15 protein-coding genes are annotated in these 20,083 nt (G+C 36.5%); all 15 read right to left on the reverse strand.

The window, feature by feature from the left end; genetic code table 11:
* Positions 1-85: 85 nt before the first annotated feature.
* Positions 86-670: an MptD family putative ECF transporter S component gene (locus EHW90_RS07310; protein WP_124952193.1), complete on the reverse strand. Its 585-nt coding sequence runs from the start codon at positions 668-670 to the stop codon at positions 86-88.
* 10 nt (positions 671-680) lie between these two features.
* Complete coding sequence (locus EHW90_RS07315; protein ID WP_124952194.1) at positions 681-1,385, reverse strand: energy-coupling factor transporter transmembrane component T; 705 nt, start codon at positions 1,383-1,385, stop codon at positions 681-683.
* Positions 1,375-2,892 carry an ABC transporter ATP-binding protein gene (locus EHW90_RS07320; protein WP_124952195.1) on the reverse strand — a complete coding sequence of 506 codons (1,518 nt, stop codon included), beginning with the start codon at positions 2,890-2,892 and terminating at the stop codon, positions 1,375-1,377. The genes EHW90_RS07315 and EHW90_RS07320 overlap by 11 nt, the downstream gene beginning before the upstream one ends.
* Positions 2,893-2,894: 2 nt before the next feature.
* Positions 2,895-4,604, reverse strand: a complete 1,710-nt coding sequence (locus EHW90_RS07325; protein WP_124952196.1) for an ABC transporter ATP-binding protein — start codon at positions 4,602-4,604, stop codon at positions 2,895-2,897.
* Positions 4,597-6,384 carry an ABC transporter ATP-binding protein gene (locus EHW90_RS07330; protein WP_124952197.1) on the reverse strand — a complete coding sequence of 596 codons (1,788 nt, stop codon included), beginning with the start codon at positions 6,382-6,384 and terminating at the stop codon, positions 4,597-4,599. The genes EHW90_RS07325 and EHW90_RS07330 overlap by 8 nt, the downstream gene beginning before the upstream one ends.
* Positions 6,385-6,487: 103 nt before the next feature.
* Positions 6,488-7,060, reverse strand: coding sequence for a TetR/AcrR family transcriptional regulator (locus EHW90_RS07335; protein WP_009428883.1), 573 nt, complete (start codon positions 7,058-7,060; stop codon positions 6,488-6,490).
* 346 nt (positions 7,061-7,406) lie between these two features.
* Entirely contained in the window at positions 7,407-8,261 is an 855-nt protein-coding gene (locus tag EHW90_RS07340; protein WP_124952198.1) for a nucleotidyl transferase AbiEii/AbiGii toxin family protein, read from the reverse strand.
* Positions 8,258-8,857: a type IV toxin-antitoxin system AbiEi family antitoxin domain-containing protein gene (locus EHW90_RS07345; protein ID WP_124952199.1), complete on the reverse strand. Its 600-nt coding sequence runs from the start codon at positions 8,855-8,857 to the stop codon at positions 8,258-8,260. Before EHW90_RS07345 ends, EHW90_RS07340 begins: the two co-directional genes overlap by 4 nt.
* Before the next feature lie 202 nt (positions 8,858-9,059).
* Complete coding sequence (locus tag EHW90_RS07350; protein WP_124952200.1) at positions 9,060-9,503, reverse strand: SMI1/KNR4 family protein; 444 nt, start codon at positions 9,501-9,503, stop codon at positions 9,060-9,062.
* A gap of 111 nt (positions 9,504-9,614) precedes the next feature.
* Positions 9,615-10,793, reverse strand: a complete 1,179-nt coding sequence (gene rlmD, locus EHW90_RS07355; RefSeq protein WP_124952201.1) for a 23S rRNA (uracil(1939)-C(5))-methyltransferase RlmD — start codon at positions 10,791-10,793, stop codon at positions 9,615-9,617.
* Positions 10,763-12,541, reverse strand: a complete 1,779-nt coding sequence (locus EHW90_RS07360; protein WP_124952202.1) for an aminopeptidase P family protein — start codon at positions 12,539-12,541, stop codon at positions 10,763-10,765. The genes rlmD and EHW90_RS07360 overlap by 31 nt, the downstream gene beginning before the upstream one ends.
* Positions 12,542-12,592: 51 nt before the next feature.
* Complete coding sequence (locus EHW90_RS07365; RefSeq protein ID WP_124952203.1) at positions 12,593-13,390, reverse strand: HAD family hydrolase; 798 nt, start codon at positions 13,388-13,390, stop codon at positions 12,593-12,595.
* A complete protein-coding gene (locus EHW90_RS07370; RefSeq protein WP_124952204.1) occupies positions 13,380-15,836 on the reverse strand; it encodes a glycogen/starch/alpha-glucan phosphorylase in 2,457 nt (818 codons plus the stop codon). Before EHW90_RS07370 ends, EHW90_RS07365 begins: the two co-directional genes overlap by 11 nt.
* An 11-nt stretch (positions 15,837-15,847) precedes the next feature.
* The gene (gene ileS / locus EHW90_RS07375) at positions 15,848-18,961 is read right to left on the reverse strand and encodes an isoleucine--tRNA ligase (RefSeq protein WP_124952205.1); all 3,114 of its coding nucleotides are present in this window, start codon (positions 18,959-18,961) and stop codon (positions 15,848-15,850) included.
* Between the two features lie 298 nt (positions 18,962-19,259).
* A complete protein-coding gene (locus tag EHW90_RS07380) occupies positions 19,260-19,988 on the reverse strand; it encodes a DUF554 domain-containing protein (protein ID WP_124952206.1) in 729 nt (242 codons plus the stop codon).
* Between the last annotated feature and the right edge of the window lie 95 nt (positions 19,989-20,083).

Below are 20,083 nucleotides of genomic sequence, written 5' to 3' on the forward strand. Positions count from 1 at the left end.
ATTTCTATTTCCCAATTTCAATTTATTTTTATTTTTGGGAAATAGAATTTATTTCTTCCATTTTTCCTTCACCAATAAAGATTGATTAAATCACTCCTGCTTTTTCAAAATGTTTTTTTAGTATCTTTATTGCAACAAATGCTCCTATGCACGCAAGAACAAAAGTTATCAAGCCAAATCCTACTGCCCACGAAACTTTGAAATAAGATAATGCTTCATTTATCCCCGCTTCGCTCATTTTCCATTTTGATGCTCTTTCCACAAAAGAAGCTGTTCCGAATAAAATTACAGGAATTACTGTTCCTAAAAAATCTGCTAATGCAAATGTCCCATATACAATAATCATTCGTCCCTTGCTCTCATAATTTCCTATAATCAAATCACATATCATTCCACCGATTACAGCAAAGACTGCATGAGGCAAATGTCCTCCTGACAATGCAATTAAACCAAGAAGCGTTCCTGATATTGTAAATACACCCTTCTTTTTAACTTTTACAGCCATAAGAATATAAACGGTAGCAGCTACCATAAAGCTAACTCCTGAAGCAATAAATCCTCCAATAACTGTTGTTGCCATAGCAAATGCAACCGCCATGTATATGACAATTCCAATTGCATTAAAGATTCCGATTGTAATAAAATCACGACCATTCAATTTGTTTTTCATAAAAGTCCTCCTAATAAATTTTCTGTATTACTATCAAAAAAGCAATCATCAAAGCTCCTAATAGTCCAATCATTAAGTCTGTTTTTCTAAACCGCAATTCTGTTAATGTTACCCTTTTCTCATCACTATCAAGTCCTCTGATAAGTGCCGAAGCTGACAATTCGTCTGAAATTTTAATCATTCTCATTAAAAGCGGAACAAGCGTATATTCAATGTATTTAATTGGATGTAGCAACGGGAAAAATCTGCTTGTTACGATTCCTCGAATTTTCATATTTTCTTTTAATGCCTTGAGCTCTATTTTTATAGTTGGTACAAACCTAAGCAAAACACTAAAAGGTATACCAATGCTTCTTGGTACTTTCATTCTATTTAACGCTTCCAGCATTTCACTTACACTTGTAGTCTTTGTTATATATCCACCAAACATAGCGATTAAGGTCATTCTTGATGCAAAGTAAATAAACATATATATTGCAAATACGATACTTGCTTTCGGGAACTTTCCAAGCCCTAACTCTATGCAATATAAAAGCCCAAAAAACAAGATAAAGCGTAACGCTCTTTTCCACATCCCGCTATATAAATATAGAAAAAAGGCAAAAACAATTAGTACAAAAAGTAGAATTGTATCGCTTATAAAAAAGCTCGTAAATCCAATAATTGGAAGTAGAGTAAGTTTTATTCTCGGATCTATAGTTTTTCTATCTGACAAGCTCCCTACCTCCTCTCATCTTGTCTAATATGAGAAATTTATTACTTTCACTCATATCTAAAACAGTTTCTATTTTTCCATCTCCCATTACCCATAACTTGCTCACTGTGTTTGCTAAAAACTCAAAATCATGACTTATTACCAAAACTGTTGTCCCATTTTTCAATTGTTCTTCAATCAGTTTTGCGACGGAAAGCATTGAGTCTTTATCACAACCTGATGTTGGTTCATCATAGATGAAAATCTTTGCCTGTTTCATCATTCCACAAGCTATTGTCAGTCTTTGTTTTTCTCCTCTTGATAAAGCAAACGGATGCTTATCAATGTATTTGTCTAAGCCAAGTACACTCAAAATAGACTTTGCCTTTTGAGTATTTTCTTTTTTATCTTTACCCTCCATACTAAGTAGCATTTCATCAAGTACACTTTCCGAAAACAACTGATAGTCTGAATCTTGAAAGACAAAATATGATATATCCATTAAATCTTTATGATTAAGCGACTTATCTTTTCCCACCCATATTGTTCCCTCTTTTATCTTCTCAAGTCCCGAAAGCACCCTTGCAAAGGTGGTTTTCCCGGTACCATTTAAGCCGATAAGACCAATGGCTTTTCCGTACTCCATGTTGAAATCAAGATGATTTAAAATGTACTGTTTTTTCTTCTTTCCATCCTTAGCTACATTCGGATAGCAAAATTTCAAACCTTTTCCACTAATACTTTCATCATTTAATTGATATGAATCTTTCTTCTTACTTATCCTGTATTCTTCTAATTCAAGAGTTCTTAGTCCATTTTCATCCCAAAACTCCCCTTCAAGATGGATAACTTCTTCCCGACTCAAATCCTGTGCAATTTCGCCATCTTTCATCAAAAGAAAACGGTCAAATAAAGACTTTACATAGTACAAACGATGTTCAATTAGAACAACCGTTGTTCCTTTTTTCTTTAATTTCTCCAAAATTAAAAACAGGTCAAATGTTGCTTTCATATCCAAATTTGCTGAAGGTTCATCTAAAATTAAAACTTTCGGATTCATCGCATAGATGCTTGCAATAGCTATCTTTTGCTTCTGTCCGCTTGATAATTCAAAAACAGATTTTCCTTTCAGTTCCGGGGTATCCAGCTCTGCATACACTTCTTCTACTCTCTGTTTGATTTCCCCTCTTGATTTACAGATAGTTTGAAGACCAAAAGCTATTTCTTCATCTGTAGTTGTCGTAAAAAACTGACTTCTTGGATCTTGAAATACAGTTCCTACAATATGCCCTATTTCATGAAGTAATAATTTGCTTATATCTTTTCCTGCCACAAAGGCTTCTCCTTGCATTTTGCCTTTATAATAATGCGGAATAAGACCATTCATTACACTTCCAAGAGTGCTCTTACCACTTCCACTTTTCCCTGAAATTAAAACAAATTCCCCTTTTTTAATTTCAAGATTGATATTTTTTAAAGCAGTTCGTCCATCTTCCCATTCATAAGAAACATCTTTTAACAAAATCATGACTATACCTCGTACTGAGCTTTCCATAATTTTGTGTAGTAACCATCTTTCTCAAGAAGTTCCCCATGCTTTCCTTTTTCAAGTAAATTGCCTTTTTGAAATACGAGAATTTGATCAGCTTTTTGAATGGTTTTTAAATGATGAGCCACCACAAGTACAGTTCTATTCTTTGCAAGTTCTGTAATGGCATCTTGTATCAAAGATTCATTTACAGGATCAACATTACTTGTCATTTCATCAAGAATTAAAATCGGTGCATCCTTTAGAAAAGCTCTTGCAATAGATATTCTTTGTCTTTGTCCACCTGATAAAATCCCACCATTTTCTCCAATATCCGTTTCATAAGCTTTGGGTAAACTCATAATGAAATCATGTATTCTTGCTTTCTTTGCAGCTTCAATGATTTCTTCTTTCGTTGCTCCTTTTTTTCCTACCCTGATGTTTTCTTCAATCGTGTTATCAAACAGTTGAACATTCTGCATAACAATGCTGATACGATCCAAAAGTTCATCATAAGGAATATCTCTAATATCCACACCGCCAAGTGTAATTTTGCCTTGCTGCACATCATAAAATCTTAATAACAGGTTAGTTATCGTCGTCTTGCCACTTCCTGACTCACCAACCAGTGCCGTCATTGTTTTTTCATCAATATCAAAACTTAAATTTTCCATTTTGAACTCATCTTTTTCATAGGAAAAATCTATGTTTTCAAAAGCTATATCATTATATTTCGGAACAATTCCATTCACTTTATCCGGTATTACATCTGCATATAAAATTCTTGAAAGTCTTTCGTAACTATCTACCGCCGAAACATAGTACATATAGTGTTGTTCCATAGAAGCGAACGGCTTATAAAACTCTTTTGAAATTACTGCAAAGATAATAAAATGAAGGACATCAAGATTTCCCTTTACAACAAATACTGTTCCTGCAATTAAAAGAATCAAATATCCAATATCCAGCAAAAAACCAAAAATAGATAACTGTTTTGCCTTGAATCTTGAAGCTTCTTTACTTGTTTCTCCAAACTTTTTTGTTTTATTCATAAGCTCATTATCCAAGCTCTTATTGTTTGAAAAACTCTTTAGTACAGGTATTCCTCTAACATATTCAACAAATAAGCTAACCATATCCAGAAGTGCTGAGTTGTTTTGATTTTCAATTCTTTCAGATTGCTTAATTGTTAGATATAGAAAGATAAGTGCAATCAGAACAGATACAGCCATCATAATGGCAAGTTTAAAATTAATACTTGCAAGACCAACAAATACAACTGCACCTATCAAAAAATCACCAAACATTCTTGACCACATATGTCCTACAACAAGTGACATATTATCAACATCTTTGTGTAAAATTGTATTGATTTCTCCCAATCTTTCATTTGTATAAAAACCTAAACTAAATTTCTTTAATTTGATAATCATGCGTTCTCTGATTTGCTGAACAATATCAAAACCTGCACTATGCTTTTTCATATCTGCGATCATATTACAAATACCTTTAAAGACTACAAGTAATCCAATCGCAATAAAATATTTATATAGGCTTGCTAAGCTCGTTCCATCAAAGATTTGGAACAGTATAGAAAATACGATAACAATCATGGCTATGGAGCTTAGTCCATAAAGGGCAAAGAATACACTTGATATAATCAAATCTCTCTTGCCGGTTTTTGTAAGTAGTTTTAACATTTCTCTAAACATTTTCTGTTACCACCTCCGTACACTCGCAATCCGCTTTGCTACTTGCTCGTGAAAGACTATTATCTTTCAGATTCCATCTATCAACTTTGTTCTGTGCTTCAACCATATACTTATAGACCTCACATCTTTTCATCAGCTCTTCATGACTTCCTGCATCAAGAACAACACCCTTATCCATAACAATAATTTGGTCTGAATCTCTAATCGTATTTAGATGATGAGCAATTGTAATGATGGTTTTATCCATGCTTAAATCGTCAATTGCTTCGCCGATTAGTCTTTCATTTTCACTATCAACAGCTGCCATTGCTTCATCTAATATTAAAATCGGTGCATTTTTCAATATCATTCTTGCTATGGAAATTCTTTGTTTTTCTCCACCGGATAACTTAACTCCCATTTCACCTACTCGTGTTTCATATCCATTTGGCAAAGCAGAAATAAAATCATGGCATCTTGCTTTTTTAGCTGCCTCTATAACTTCTTCTTTTGTTGCATTTAGTTTTCCGATTGCTATATTTTCAAAAATGCTTAAATCAAAAAGGATAACTTCTTGTTGCACACTGCCAATCAGCATTGAGATGTTTTCTTGACTATATTCTTTTATATCTTTTCCATTTATCAGTATTTGTCCTTCATCTGCATCCCAAAATCCCATAAGCAAATTGGATACAGTGCTTTTCCCACAACCACTTACTCCTACAAAGGCATTCAAACTATTTTTCTTAAAAGTCAAATTGATATTTTTAAGCTCAAAGCCATCTTTTCCATATGCAAAATTCACATCTTTAAATTCTATGTTTCCAAATTCTAAACCTTGTTCTGTCTTTTTGTTAGGAAGTGGAACTGTTAAAACTTTTCCAATCGCCTTTAAGGCCTCCTTAAATACAATAGAAAAATGTTGTAGAATTGCTGTCTTGCTTATGGATGCTGTAAAGGCAGAGGATAGAATAATTGCGAGTATAAATTTAGGTGTTGTTATTTCTCCATAATAAAGAAATATACTTCCCAAAATCATGACAATAACTACTCCAATTTCCATAAATATATCAATAAGTCCCATTGGAATTGTAATTGCTCCCATGCTCTTTTTAACCCAGTAAATATACTCTCTTGCCGTTTTTAATGTTCTTTCGCTAATCTCCTCTTCTTTAGCAAAAGCCTTAATCACAGAGATATTTTTTACATATTCCATTAGCTCTTCCCTCATCTTGTTTTCATGGTTAAAGTAAATAGCAAAGTTCTTATCCATTGTTTTCTGTGAAAGAACTTTTACCAAATACATGAGTGGAACTCCGGCAATCATTCCAAGAGCAAGACGCCAGTCTACAAAAATCATAGCTATGAAAATAATGGTAGGCAGAAGCGTAACTGCCATTATTTCAGGAAGACCATGAGCAAGGTATACTTCCACTTGCTCCACATCATGTTGAACAATGTTGGTAAGCTCTCCAGTATTATGTTCTTTGAAAAATCCTAAACTTAGTTTTTTTAGATGACCGATAATATCTAACCTAAGTTCTGTCAATTTTTCGTATGCTTTCTCATGAGCAACCTTTGTCGCAAAATAGTAAAACACGCCTTTTAATACAAACGATATAAAGATTCCCAAGAATATATACTTTAAATTACCTTCGTTAATATTGTTTGTGATTAAAGAACTAATCAAATATACAAGTAAGATTTGTGGTATCAAATCAAATACTATTTTTAAAGCAAGAAGTGAATTGGATAAGCCGTTTTTCCCAATCACTTTTTTCCTTAATTCTTTTTCTGGCATGAACAACGCTCCTTTCAAAATTGAATAATATTGAATTTTAATTCAGTATTAAGGTTTAAAGTAAGACTTTGCTGATTACGCAAAGTCTATTTTTTAGTGCTAATTATAGGGATTCCACTCCCTTATAATAACACCTTGCAATAAGTTTTAGCATATCTTTTGCCCACTTTTCACTTTGATAGTGCCTTGCTATTTCAAGAAGCCCCTCTGTAAAGTTACTGGCTAAAATATGGGCAAGCATTGGATCATATTCCTCTTTTGATTGTCTTTTTAAACTTACTTCAATATGAACCTGCATTTGTGATATGAGTTTGTGTTTTGCTTCTGTATGTTTCGTTCCTGAGCTTTTATCCATCAAAATAATTAACTTCTTACGCTCTTTTAAAAGTTCATGAATATAGTTTTCTCCAACTTCATCAAACCTTTCAGAAGCAGAACCTTTTTCCAAAGACTCTTCCTCATCAAAGGCTGACTCGAAATTTATATAAACTGAACTTACTACTGCATCAAACAAAACTTCCTTATTTTTGAAATAGGTATAAATTAGTGCCACAGGAATATCTGCTTCTTTTGCAATTTCTGTTAATTTGGCACCTCTATAGTCCTTTTCATAAAATACTTTTTCTGCTGCTTCTAGTATTCTATTTCTAACTTCTTCTTTTAATACTTGTGCCATAGCACACCTCTTTCTATTCCAATACTGAATTTATATTTAATAATAAATTAAAATTCAATATTTGTCAAGATACATGTGGAAATTATGGCGTTCTAATAGTATAATTTAATAACAATTTCAAAAATTCTACAGGTGTTATCTACAAAGAGGACATAGTCGATATGAAAAAAGAGAGTAAACATTCTTCCTCAAAATCCACAATGGAAGAACTTTACAAGATACGCAAAAACTATGGAATCTATATGGGTAAAGGATGGAGAGATAATCTATATCTTCTCTTTTTTTCTCCTTGATCATACAAATAAAAAAATCTGATGTAGCCCTAAAGCTCACACCAACCATAAGACTATTTATTATCGTCATTCACATTTAATACAGAACCTATTTCTTCATAGATTGATATAGTATCTAAGAAATCAACATCTTTAGCATAAGGGTTATTCTGTGTGTATTTTTTCCATAGTTCTTTTGGTGTTTCACTTTTTATGAACAACTCTACTATTTCCTTATACTGTAATGCTGTTTCGAGAGAACCTCTGTGTTTGCTCGTTCTTTCTATTGCTTTTCTTAATATGTCTTTATCAATTTTATCTTTATAAATGCTGTATATCATATACAAATCATAGAAATCCCTTGCTCTTGTTGTGGTAATATTTCTGCTTGAAATGGTTTCAAATTTTTCAGCAAGTATAGTTTCTATGGTATAGGTCATAATCGGTATTGTACCTTCTTCTAAGATTTTTGAATAGGAATAATTCATTTCTCTTGGAGTAATAACATCTCCTGTCGTTATATCTATATTTAAGGTTGCATTTATTTTCCCAAAAATGCAGGATATGCTTGCACAAAAATCTTCATACACATCTTCCTGTCTTATTGGCAATAATTTAATCAGATTATATTCAATATCTGCATCAATTTTAATCGCCAATATTTCATTTAAGATTTTTGTTATAGACTCTTCATTTAGTGGAATTCCTCTAATCGTGGTATCCATATCCATTGTACTACGCATATCAACACCGATGAGAGAGGATATAAGAAGTCCTCCTTTTAAAATAAAATTCTCACTATATTTTGATTTGGAGAGTTTTTCAAGTATTCCTTCAAATAAGCACATCTGAAGCAGAGAGTTAGGATTAACTCCTGTTTTCTTAGATATGTTCCTAATCGCTCCTTTTATCTGTTCCGATGTTTTCATAACAGCACCTCCGTATATCGTTTTAAAGCTTGCTCCATATTCATCTTAACAGCATATTTCGACAGTTTTAATAAATTTTTCTCCTTACTTGCAAAGTAAGATTTTATTGACTCGCTAAATACTTGTGCATCTATTCTGTCCTTATCTTTGATAATATCAAGCATAGTTCTTTCTTTGTCATACACTGATATTTCTCTGCCAAAAGGACCGGTTATAGTTATTTTCCCAATATCGTAATAATCTATTTTTACATACTTAAAAATAATATTATCTCTTGCCGCCTTAACTCTGCTGACATTATCTCCTGCCTTTACAGTCATCACATAAACAAGAGGCATTCTTGTTGATAATCCTTGTAAATACGCCGCTGTTTCGTGTGAAAAAATACCTTTGGGTATTCTATATGAGAAATAAAGATACTCATCGATATTTTCACCCGGAAGTGCATAGAGTCCATTTGCTATTTTTTCAAGTTCTTCTTTTATGGTTAATTCTTTTAGTATATCTTTATGAACACCAAAATTTAAGGCTTCTTTGGTAGTTATAATCCCATTATTTTCTTTTATTTTTTTTAGCAGGAGTTCCCTTTTACTCATTTTTATCACCGCCTTTTTGTTCTTAAATTATAGTTTTTATAAGAACAAAAGTCAATATTTAAACAGAAAAAGAGGCTGAAAAGCCCTAAAACCACCTGCACTGTCTGATCTCAGAAATAGTGTTGAACAATATCTTCATCTGATACAGACTGCCCCCTGTGCCTGATTAAACTCAATCAAAAGGTACCTCGGAGAATTATTTTTAAGAATAACTTTCCACCTGTTCTACCAAATCTAAAATAAGCTCGGAAAAGTTCTCTGCAATTTCCTCAAGGTCAGCATAGTCATTATTATATCCACGTACCTTACCGCTTTCCAAGTCTATAAATACGATGCTTCCGTCACCTAAACCTCCGACAGGAAAGGCTTTCCCGTGTTCACATCCGCTCATATACTCCTCGTATGCTTCTTCAAAGAATGTATAGTTTTCTTCAAGCTCTTTCAAGTCAAAAATCCACGGTTCCGCCAAATAGCAACCTCCCAGGTTAAGAAGTAGCCAACGGTACTCTGACGGTATCGATTCATAATTTGATTCAAACTTTTTTATATTATCCTCTGACTCCGGCCTGATACCTTTTGTGAACACGCTTGCTTCATAAGCCGCCTTAATCCTTTCCAAGTGTTTTTCTAAAACAATATTACACATTTTCGCTCCTCAATGAAATTACAGACGCTTTATTATATAGAGATTGACATTCCCTTATTTCTTAGCTTATCCCTTAAAATGTAGTATATTTTAAGGGATAAAAATAATATATCATTGCCTCTCCAACAACGCCACCGTCTCCGCATGCTTCGTATGACAAAAGCAATCAAACGCCATCCCCTTTTCAAATCTGTACCTTTGTTTCTTGAAAACTTCCAAATCCCTTGCCAATGTCTCCGGATTACAGGAGACATATACCACTTTCTTCGGTTTCAGCCTGCCTACTGCGGCTATGAACTCCTCTGTGGAGCCGGTTCTTGGAGGGTCTAAGATTACAACATCTATCTTTTCATTAGCTGCCGCCAGGTCATTTATAAATGCGGTTGCATCGGCATTATAGAATTTCACATTCTTTATATTGTTTATCTTGGCATTTGTGACGGCATCTTTGTGGGCATCCTTATTCAGTTCCACAGATATTACTTCCTTTACGGACTTTGAAGCGATCAGTCCGATAGTTCCAATTCCGGAATAGGCATCAAGCAGTATCTCATCCCCTTGCAAACCCGCATACTCTATTGCCTGAGAGTAAAGCTTTTCGGTTTGGTCTCTGTTTACCTGATAGAACGACTTCGGTGAGATTTTGAATGTAAGCCCACATAGTTCATCTGTGATATAGCCCTTGCCATACATCACTATTTCTCTGTCACCAAGTACCATACTGGTATTTTTATTGTTTATATTTTGAACTATAGTGGTTATCTCCGGATGTTCTCCTCTAAGTACCTTTATAAAGGCGTTCTTATTTGGGAATATTACATTTGAGGTCACCAAAACCACCATGATCTGACCGCTTTTCTTTCCTACACGTATCAGCACATGGCGTAAAAAGCCGAAGCCTGTGTCCTCATCATATGCCTTTATTTTAAATGAAACACACATTTTCTTTATGGTCTGAATGATACTTCCGGCCTTCTTATCTTCTATCAGACAGTTTTTTGTATCCACCACTCTGTGTGAGTTCTTTTCGTAGGTGCCTGCAATGATTTTCTTGTTTTCAAAGCCGAAAACCGCACTTACTTTGTTCCTATAATGATAGGGATTGTCCATTGAGACAATCCCGTCAAACTTGCCATATTTTTTTATCAAAGAATTTGCCTTCTCAAGCTTTTCTTTGACATGCTTATCATATGGGCTGTTTATATAATCGCAGCCTCCGCATTTTTTTGCGACACTGCATTTTAAATCCTTTTTGGACTTTAAATTTCCTTTGTTACTTCTTTCAGCCATGCTTTCTCTTCTTCATTTAATCCGCCGGATATGGAATCATAGACTTGTTTTTGATAATTATTATAAAGTTCTATATCTCTCTTTGTCATTACATCCACCAAAAGCGGCTCATTGTCAATAGGTGCCATTGTAAGCGGTTCAAATCCTAAGAATCCTTCTCCCTTGTCCACCACAGTCATCAAAATTTCCATTCTGATACCGTGCTTACCGCTTATATATACGCCCGGCTCATCACTCATTATCATTCCCGGCTCAAACTCAAGATTTCTGTATACATCTTTATTTATCTTGTTTCTGATAGATGTAGGCATCTCATGTACAGTATTTACAAAACCTACACCGTGACCTGTGCCGTGATTATAGTCAAGTCCGTACTCCCAAAGCGCCTCTCTTGCCTTTATATCAAGGCTTACACCTATAGCTCCTCTTTTAAATGTGGTATTTAAAAGTCTAAGCATTCCTATGGTTACCAAAGTATAATGAAGCTTCTCTTCATAGGTATTTTCTCCAAGAGAAATTGTTCTTGTAACATCTGTGGTGCCGTCCTTATATGTGGCACCCGAATCAAACAAATAAAGACCTTTAGCTTCAAGCTTCTTTGCCGTCTCATACTCGGCCTCGTAGTGAACTATCGCGCCGTTGTCCGCATATCCCGAGATAGTAGGGAAGCTTAAATCAAGGAAGAGTTCATCCTCTCTTCTAAGATTGTCAAGGTAGTCTGAAGCGGTCTTTTCTGTAAGATCTGCTCCGTTTTTTACCTGATTTTTCAGCCAATAGATATACTTTGCCATGTATACACCGTCTCTTAGATGTGACTTCTTTGTGTTGGCAACTTCCACCTCGTTCTTTATATTCTTCAGATATGTTACAGGACTTAACACGGAGTAGAGCTTGTTGGCATTTTCTTTTTTGCTTATTGAGATAAAAGTCTTATAGCTTACATCTGCCTCGTCAAAGAGTATCTCTTTGTGAGAAATACCTGCCACAGTCTCATCAAAATCGTCATAAGGCTTTATATCAATGCCGTTTTTCTTAAGGTATTCCCTTACTTCGTCAGTCAGTGATTTATCCTGTATAAAGATGGTCGCTCTGTCCTTTTCAAGTATGAAATAAGATAAAAACAACGGATTACACTGTATATCAAAAGCTCTGAGGTTTGTAAGCCATGCGATATCCGACAGTGAAGAGATTATAAGCAAATCCTTTCCGTTCATCCTCTCTCTGACTTCATTTATCTTTGTACTTGCCGACTTTCCCGCATACTTTTCATCCAATATAAATACCTTTGTATGTGGCCTTTCAGGTCTGTCAAGCCATATTTCATTTGTGATATCTTTTCCGATTTTTAACTTAACACCGTTTTTTACCACCTTACCTGCAATGACTTTGCCCTCCGAAAAGCTGAGTACCGAACCGTTAAATCCCAGTACTTCACCGCTCTTTAACTTTTTTTCAAGCAATTCATCCAAAGTAGGTACTCCGGGCTCACCCATTTTCATAAGAGTTATTCCGCTGTCTTTGAGCTCACTTTCCGCCTGTAAAAAGTATCTTCCGTCAGTCCAAAGATAAGCTTCTTCCTTAAGAACAAGCAGTGTTCCCGCACTTCCTGTAAATCCGCTTAAAAATCTTCTGCATTTGTCATATTCTGTAGGATATTCACTTTGATGTGCATCTGAAGAAGGGGATATCCATGCGTCTATCCCCTCTCTTTGCATTACTTTTCTCAAATCAACAATTGTCGCTCTCATAATGCTCCTTTCACAATACCTTGGCTTAAGCTTGCCAAGGTATTGCATAATCTATTTAGTATTTATATAACCGAACTTTTCCAGTGCATTATAGACTCCGTTATCTGTAATATCATCGGTAACATAGTCCGCATATTTTTTTAGTTCCTCTATTGCATTGCCCATAGCTATTCCAAGTCCCGACTCCTCTATTATCTCCTTGTCATTCATAGAATCACCGAAGGCAACCGTATCCTTGATGTCAATATTATAATATTTACACAGTAACTTCAAGCCCTCGGCCTTGCTTGCACATTTTTCTATAACATCCGCTCCGAACATTCCTGCAAAAAGCGGAAGCTTCAGAGTAGGAAAGTTTTCTTCTATCTCTTTTGCGCCGCTTGGAGGACCTACATATGTAAGTGTCCTTACAGGCAAATCAAACAGCTTTTCCGGAGGGTAAAACTTTCTGAAGCTCTCCCCCCATCTCTTTTTGTCATAGTCATCTATTACATTTTGATTGAAATAATAGTCCTTATCTTCCAAGGTAAGGCCCAATGAGCAGTCCTTACCTTCTACAAACTTTGCAAGCCTTTTTAAAACATCCTTGTCAAAGAAATGTTCAAAAATTTTTTCTTCTCCTACCTTTACCAAGGTACCGTTAAGTCCTATTACCGCATTAGGCTTTACTATATCTACAAATTGCTTACTGTCACTGTTTTCAGGATTTCTTCCGGTAGCAAGTACTATTATATGTCCCTGCTCTTTTAATCTTTCTATAGCCAAAAGAGCTGAAGGGGTTATCTTATAAGTCTTATGCTCCAAAAGCGTCATATCAATATCAAAACTGAAAATTTTTCTATTTTGCATTATCCAACCTTAACTTAGTGAGATGCCAAATATCTCTTACATACTCCTCGATAGTTCTGTCAGATGAGAACTTACCTGCGTTTGCAGTCTGTGTAAGCGCCATCTTTGCCCATCTCTTCTTATCTTTGTAGGCTTTCTCCACTTCATCATGTGCTTTGGCATAGCTTCTGAAGTCCTTAAGAATAAAGTATACATCCGCTCTGTCATTGCCCTGCTTCTTTAAAAGTGAATCATAGATTTCTCTAAACTCCTCGGTATTGTTCGGAGAATAAAATCCGTTTACAAGCTGCATAAGCACCGTTCTGATTTCAGTATCGGAGTTGAAGATAGTCATAGGGTCATATCCGCCGTTGTTTTCGTAGGCGATTACCTCATCTGAAGAAAGTCCGAAGATGAAAGCATTATCTCTTCCCACTTCTTCCACTATTTCCACATTTGCACCGTCCATAGTTCCTAAGGTAGGTGCTCCGTTTAACATAAACTTCATATTTCCGGTACCTGAAGCCTCTTTACTTGCTGTGGAAATCTGCTCACTGACATCTGCAGCGGCGAAGATTATCTCAGCATTGGATACCTTATAATCCTCTATGAATACCACCTTTATCTTACCGTTTATGCTCTTATCATTGTTGATGACATCCGCTACTGAATTTATAAGCTTAATAGTCTGCTTTGCTCTTCTGTATCCTGCCGCAGCCTTTGCACCGAAGATAAATGTTCTCGGATACATATCGAAGTTATCATCATTTTTAAGCTTATTATAAAGATACATTACATGAAGGATATTTAAAAGCTGACGCTTGTACTCATGAAGTCTCTTTACCTGAACATCAAAGATGGAATTCGGATCCACATCTATACCGTTATGTTCCTTGATATACTTTACAAGTCTTAATTTATTTTGATATTTGATCTCCATAAACTCTTCCAAAGACTTATCATCGTTTAAATACTGCTTTAGGCCTGAAAGCTGTGGTAAATCTGTAATAAATTTATCACTTCCAAGTTTCTTTGTAATCCAATCCGTTAAAAGAGGATTGGCGTGAACAAGGAATCTTCTCTGTGTGATGCCGTTTGTCTTATTGTTGAACTTCTCAGGCATCATCTCATAGAAGTCTTTAAGCTCCTGATGCTCAAGTATCTGTGTATGAAGCTTTGCAACTCCGTTTACGGAAAATCCCGCTATGATTGCCATATATGCCATTCTGACCTGACCGTCATAGAGTATTGCCATCTTCTTTTCTTTTTCAGCGGCATTATTCGGATATCTGTCTCTTATTTGCACTACAAATCTTCTGTTTATCTCTTCCACTATCTGATAAACTCTTGGAAGTAATGACTTAAACAAGTCGATGGGCCATTTTTCAAGAGCCTCCGACATGATTGTGTGATTGGTATATGCCATACATCTGCTTGTGATGTCCCACGCCTCATCCCAGTTAAGGCCTTCTTCATCCAAAAGAAGTCTCATAAGCTCAGGTATTGCCACTGTAGGATGTGTATCATTCAGCTGGAATACCACCTTCTCGGGAAGCATATGTATATCGCTGTGAGTTGATTTGAACTTATCAAGCGCTCTTTGAAGGCTGGCTGAGATAAAGAAGTACTGCTGCTTTAATCTAAGTTCCTTACCCGCATAATGATTGTCATTAGGATAAAGCACCTCTACCAAAGTCTTTGCAAGGTTTTCCTGCTCAAGTGCCTTTTGATAGTCACCCTTATCAAACTGCTCAAGGCTGAAGTTTGTGATAGCCTCCGCATCCCAGATACGAAGTGAATTTACCATTCCGTTCTCATATCCGAGCACCGGCATATCATAAGGTATAGCCTTTACCGAACCGTAATTTTCCTGTATAAACTTCTCTTTGCCGTTTACATTATCAACCCTTACATTTCCGCCGAACTTTACTATATATGAATATTCGCTTCTCTTTATTTCAAAAGGGTATCCGTTCTTAATCCAGTCATCCGGAACTTCCTTTTGATATCCGTTTTCTATCTTTTGCTTAAACATACCGTAGTGGTATCTGATACCGCAGCCGTATGCAGGATAATTAAGAGTTGCAAGAGAATCAAGGAAGCAGGCGGCAAGCCTTCCAAGGCCGCCGTTTCCAAGTGCAGGATCGCTCTCCTGATCTTCTATATCTGTAAGGTCAAATCCGAGTTCCTCTAAAACCTCTGCCACTTCTTTTCTTGCACCGAGGTTTATTATATTGTTGCCAAGCGCTCTGCCTATCAAAAACTCCATTGAAAGGTAGTATAAAATCTTTGCATCCTGCTCATCATATGCCTTATGTGTATTTATCCATTCATCTATGACGGTATCTTTTATGGCATAGGAAAGAGCATAAAAAACCTGCTCTTTACTTGCCTCGTCTATAGTCTTTCTGTACAATACCTTTACATTATCTTCTATAGCCTTTTTTAATTCCTTAGCGTTCATCATCGTAAGTACATCTAACCTTTCTTACTTACTCCAAGGGATGTATGTTCTCCGTTCAAGTTCCAATCTTTAGTGTATCCCTCTACATTGTTATAAACTATCTCATCTGCTAATGTATCATTCTTTATAACAGCTTCATTTTTCTTTATTATCTCGGCAATTCTGTCATTTCCGGACTGTGAAAGTACTATATGATCAACGACCTCAAATCCGGCCTCTTTTCTCATTGTCTGAATCTTTGAAATAAGCTCTCTTACAAAGCCCTCTTCAAGGAGTGCGTCGTCAAGTCTTATATCAAGTACTACAGTTACTTTGTTGTCGGCTTCCGTAACGAAGTTGTCATTCTTTGCAGTCTCAATAAGCAAATCTTCTCTGCCGAGTACCACCTTCTCACCATCAAAGTCGAAGTTTAATGCTCCGTCAGTGTTCAGTTCCTGCATTGCCTTATGTCCGTCGAGATTTGCAAGCGCTTCTTTTATCTTGCCTAGAAGCTTGCCGTACTTAGGTCCTACAGTCTTTAACTGCGGCTTGAATGAGTAGCTTACAAACTCTTCCACATCATCCTTAAACTCTACAGCCTTAACATTAAGCTCATCCTCTATAATCTCAACATAGAAAGGACTAAGTACATTCTCAGCCTTAACATACATATTTCCGATAGGCTGACGATTCTTTATATTTGCCGAATTTCTTGCAGCTCTACCAAGTACCACTATATCAAGAACCTCGTCCATGCTTACTTCAAGATCTTTGTCGATAAATTCCTCATTTACCTTAGGGAAATCCGTAAGATGAATACTTTCAGGTGCATTCTTGTCCACACTTCTTACAAGATTTTGATAAATCTCTTCAGTCATAAAAGGTATCATAGGTGCTGAAATCTTTGAAAGAGTGATAAGTGACGTATACAAAGTCATATATGCATTTATCTTATCCTGCTCCATACCCTTTGCCCAGAATCTCTCTCTACATCTTCTTACATACCAGTTACTCATATCGTCTGTGAAGCTTTGCAGCGCTCTTGCAGTCTCTGTTATCTTATAGTTACTTAGATAGTCGTCCACTGTCTTTACCAATGTGTTAAGCTTTGATAAAAGCCACTTATCCATTACGCTAAGCTTTTCATAGTCAAGTGTGTACTTTGTAGGGTCAAAGTTGTCAATATCCGCATAAAGTACATAGAAAGCATAAGTGTTCCAAAGTGTACCCAGGAACTTTCTCTGTCCTTCCTCAACCGCCTTGTCATGGAATCTGTTCGGAAGCCACGGAGCGGAGTTCACATAGAAATACCATCTGATGGCGTCCGCACCGAACTTGTTCAGTGCATCCATAGGGTCTACAGCATTTCCCTTTGACTTACTCATCTTCTGGCCGTCTTCATCCTGCACATGACCCATTACGATAACATTCTTATACGGTGCTCTGTTAAATATCAATGTCGATATTGCAAGCAGCGAATAGAACCATCCTCTGGTCTGGTCCACAGCCTCCGAGATAAAGTCTGCCGGATACTGCGCTTCAAACTTCTCTTTATTCTCAAACGGATAATGATGCTGTGCAAAAGGCATAGAACCTGAGTCAAACCATGCATCAAGCACCTCAGGAGTTCTTTTCATCTCCTTGCCGCACTCAGGACAGGTAATTGTCACTGCGTCAATATAAGGTCTGTGAAGTTCTATATCTTCAGGACAGTTCTTTGACATAGACTTAAGTTCTTCAATGCTTCCGATACTGTGCATATGTCCGCAGTCGCAAATCCAAACATTAAGAGGTGTACCCCAATATCTGTTTCTTGATACAGCCCAATCCTGAATATTCTCAAGCCAATCGCCGAATCTTCCTTTACCTATGCTCTCAGGTATCCAGTTGATTGTATTGTTGTTTCTTATTATATCTTCTTTTACAGCCGTCATCTTGATGTACCAAGACTCTCTTGCATAGTAGATAAGCGGTGTATTACATCTCCAGCAGTGCGGATAGCTGTGTTCAAATACAGGTGCGTCAAAGAGCTTTCCGTTTTCTTCAAGGTCTTTTAATACAAGCTTGTCGGCATCCTTTACAAATACGCCTTCCCACTTTGTCTCTTTTGTAAGATTACCCTGTGCATCTACAAGCTGAACAAAAGGAAGATTATAGTTTCTTCCTATTCTTGAGTCGTCCTCACCGAATGCAGGAGCTATATGTACAATACCTGTACCGTCTGTAAGAGTTACATAGCTGTCACATACCACATACCATGCCTTACCCTTTACATTAAGTCCGCCCCAAAGCGGCTCATACTCAATGCCTTCAAGTTCCTTACCCTTATATGTTTCAAGTACGGTATAGTCATCTTTTAAAACTGTTTCAACCAATGCACTTGCAAGAATATATGTATAATCTCCCTGCTTTACCTTTGAATACTCTTCGTCAGGATTTACACAAAGAGCCACATTACTTGGCAATGTCCAAGGTGTTGTGGTCCATGCAAGGAAGTATACATTCTCATCCTTTTTCTTAAATCTTACAATAGCGGATCTTTCCTTTACATCCTTATATCCCTGTGCCACCTCATGGCTTGAAAGCGGTGTTCCGCATCTTGGGCAGTAAGGTACTACCTTAAATCCTTTATAAAGAAGTCCCTTATCCCAAATCTGCTTAAGTGCCCACCACTCGGACTCTATATATGAATTGTGATATGTTACATACGGGTCATCCATATCGGCCCAGAAGCCTATTACATTTGAGAACTGCTCCCACATGCTCTTATACTTCCAAACAGACTCTTTACACTTCTCTATAAAAGGTGCAACTCCGTATTTTTCTATCTGCTCTTTTCCGTTGATGCCGAGTTCTTTCTCAACTTCTATCTCTACAGGAAGTCCATGTGTATCCCAACCTGCTTTTCTCGGAACTTTGTAGCCTTTCATTGTCCTGTATCGTGGAATCATATCCTTGATAACTCTTGTAAGTGCGTGTCCTATATGCGGCTTTCCGTTGGCTGTAGGCGGTCCGTCATAGAACATATATGTCGGAGCATCTTTTCTGTCTTCGATACTCTTTTCAAAAATATGGTTGTCACGCCAAAACTTCTCAACTTCTCTTTCTCTCTCCACAAACTTTAGATCTGTAGGTACCTTTTTATACATAAAAATCCTTTCTTTGTAAGCCGGATTATAAAAAAGACCTGTCCTGTAACAGGACAAGTCAAAAACTTATAAACCACCTTTACAACATACTGTCATATGTGCTCCTATAACGGGGAAACCGGCTCACCCTACTGATATTTCAGGCGGCAACTCGGGAGTGATCTTCACTCTTGACTCCATACCGGTCTTCCACCGTCACCGGCTCGCTGAAATTTCTGTCAAGAACTACTCTCTCCGTCTCAGTCTTTATAACTAGGGATATTATAATCACTTGTAGATATTCTGTCAATGCCGCAAATCACAGCAGCGGCATTATATAAGCTGTCCAGATATGGCTTATCGGCATTGCAAGTATCATAGCCGGTATCATATCGGCCACAGGAAACATCTTTACCTTTATCATTCTGAAACTTGTTGCAAGCAGTATTATTCCGCCCACCGCCTTAAAATCGTCAACCATCTCAGGGGTTGTATAAGGCATAATCATTCCTCCGCATGAAAACAGTGTAAAGAATATAATAAACTGCGGTATGGCAATGAAGGATACCACAGGTCCCAACAGACATGAAAAAATCATAGCTGTAAACAAATCAAGTATTGCCTTTGATATAAGTAAAGTGTGATCTCCGCTCATTCCCGATACTATAGAACCGTAGATACCTGTTCCGCCTGCACAAAACAGCACTATAATTGTAAGCAGCATTTCATCATATTCCTTATCGGATATATCACTCTCTTTTCTTCTTACAAGTCCGAATATCAAATTTTTCAAAAGCACTCCAAGTCTGTTTATCAGATCTCCGAAATGAACTATAAGCCCTATCGTAGTACCTGCAACAGTGGCAAATATAACAGCCGGCATATTTTTCATAAGCATTACGCTTGTAATACCCATTGCCAAGGCACAGGCTCCGAAGACCATGTTTATCTTTTCCTTAAAATCAACACTCAAATACTTTCCGAATAATGTTCCCAATATTCCACCAATTATAATTGATGAGGAACAAAATATAACTCCTATAGGCATTTTTTTCTCCTCTCATTCACGACATATATAATAATGTAATATTTAACTTATGTCCAACAAAATTCCGGAATAAGTTTTATATAAAGATTTAAATT

Source organism: Lachnoanaerobaculum orale (assembly GCF_003862485.1).
Classification (GTDB): domain Bacteria; phylum Bacillota; class Clostridia; order Lachnospirales; family Lachnospiraceae; genus Lachnoanaerobaculum; species Lachnoanaerobaculum orale.

Excerpts from the sequence above, each read along its gene's own strand:
- EHW90_RS07310 (WP_124952193.1), bottom strand. The coding sequence starts at position 670 with ATGAAAAACAAATTGAATGGTCGTGATTTTATTACAATCGGAATCTTT.
- EHW90_RS07320 (WP_124952195.1), bottom strand. The coding sequence starts at position 2,892 with ATGATTTTGTTAAAAGATGTTTCTTATGAATGGGAAGATGGACGAACT.
- EHW90_RS07325 (WP_124952196.1), bottom strand. The coding sequence starts at position 4,604 with ATGTTTAGAGAAATGTTAAAACTACTTACAAAAACCGGCAAGAGAGAT.
- EHW90_RS07330 (WP_124952197.1), bottom strand. The coding sequence starts at position 6,384 with ATGCCAGAAAAAGAATTAAGGAAAAAAGTGATTGGGAAAAACGGCTTA.
- EHW90_RS07335 (WP_009428883.1), bottom strand. The coding sequence starts at position 7,060 with ATGGCACAAGTATTAAAAGAAGAAGTTAGAAATAGAATACTAGAAGCA.
- EHW90_RS07340 (WP_124952198.1), bottom strand. The coding sequence starts at position 8,261 with ATGAAAACATCGGAACAGATAAAAGGAGCGATTAGGAACATATCTAAG.
- EHW90_RS07345 (WP_124952199.1), bottom strand. The coding sequence starts at position 8,857 with ATGAGTAAAAGGGAACTCCTGCTAAAAAAAATAAAAGAAAATAATGGG.
- EHW90_RS07350 (WP_124952200.1), bottom strand. The coding sequence starts at position 9,503 with ATGTGTAATATTGTTTTAGAAAAACACTTGGAAAGGATTAAGGCGGCT.
- rlmD (WP_124952201.1), bottom strand. The coding sequence starts at position 10,793 with ATGGCTGAAAGAAGTAACAAAGGAAATTTAAAGTCCAAAAAGGATTTA.
- EHW90_RS07360 (WP_124952202.1), bottom strand. The coding sequence starts at position 12,541 with ATGAGAGCGACAATTGTTGATTTGAGAAAAGTAATGCAAAGAGAGGGG.
- EHW90_RS07365 (WP_124952203.1), bottom strand. The coding sequence starts at position 13,390 with ATGCAAAATAGAAAAATTTTCAGTTTTGATATTGATATGACGCTTTTG.
- EHW90_RS07370 (WP_124952204.1), bottom strand. The coding sequence starts at position 15,836 with ATGATGAACGCTAAGGAATTAAAAAAGGCTATAGAAGATAATGTAAAG.
- ileS (WP_124952205.1), bottom strand. The coding sequence starts at position 18,961 with ATGTATAAAAAGGTACCTACAGATCTAAAGTTTGTGGAGAGAGAAAGA.
- EHW90_RS07380 (WP_124952206.1), bottom strand. The coding sequence starts at position 19,988 with ATGCCTATAGGAGTTATATTTTGTTCCTCATCAATTATAATTGGTGGA.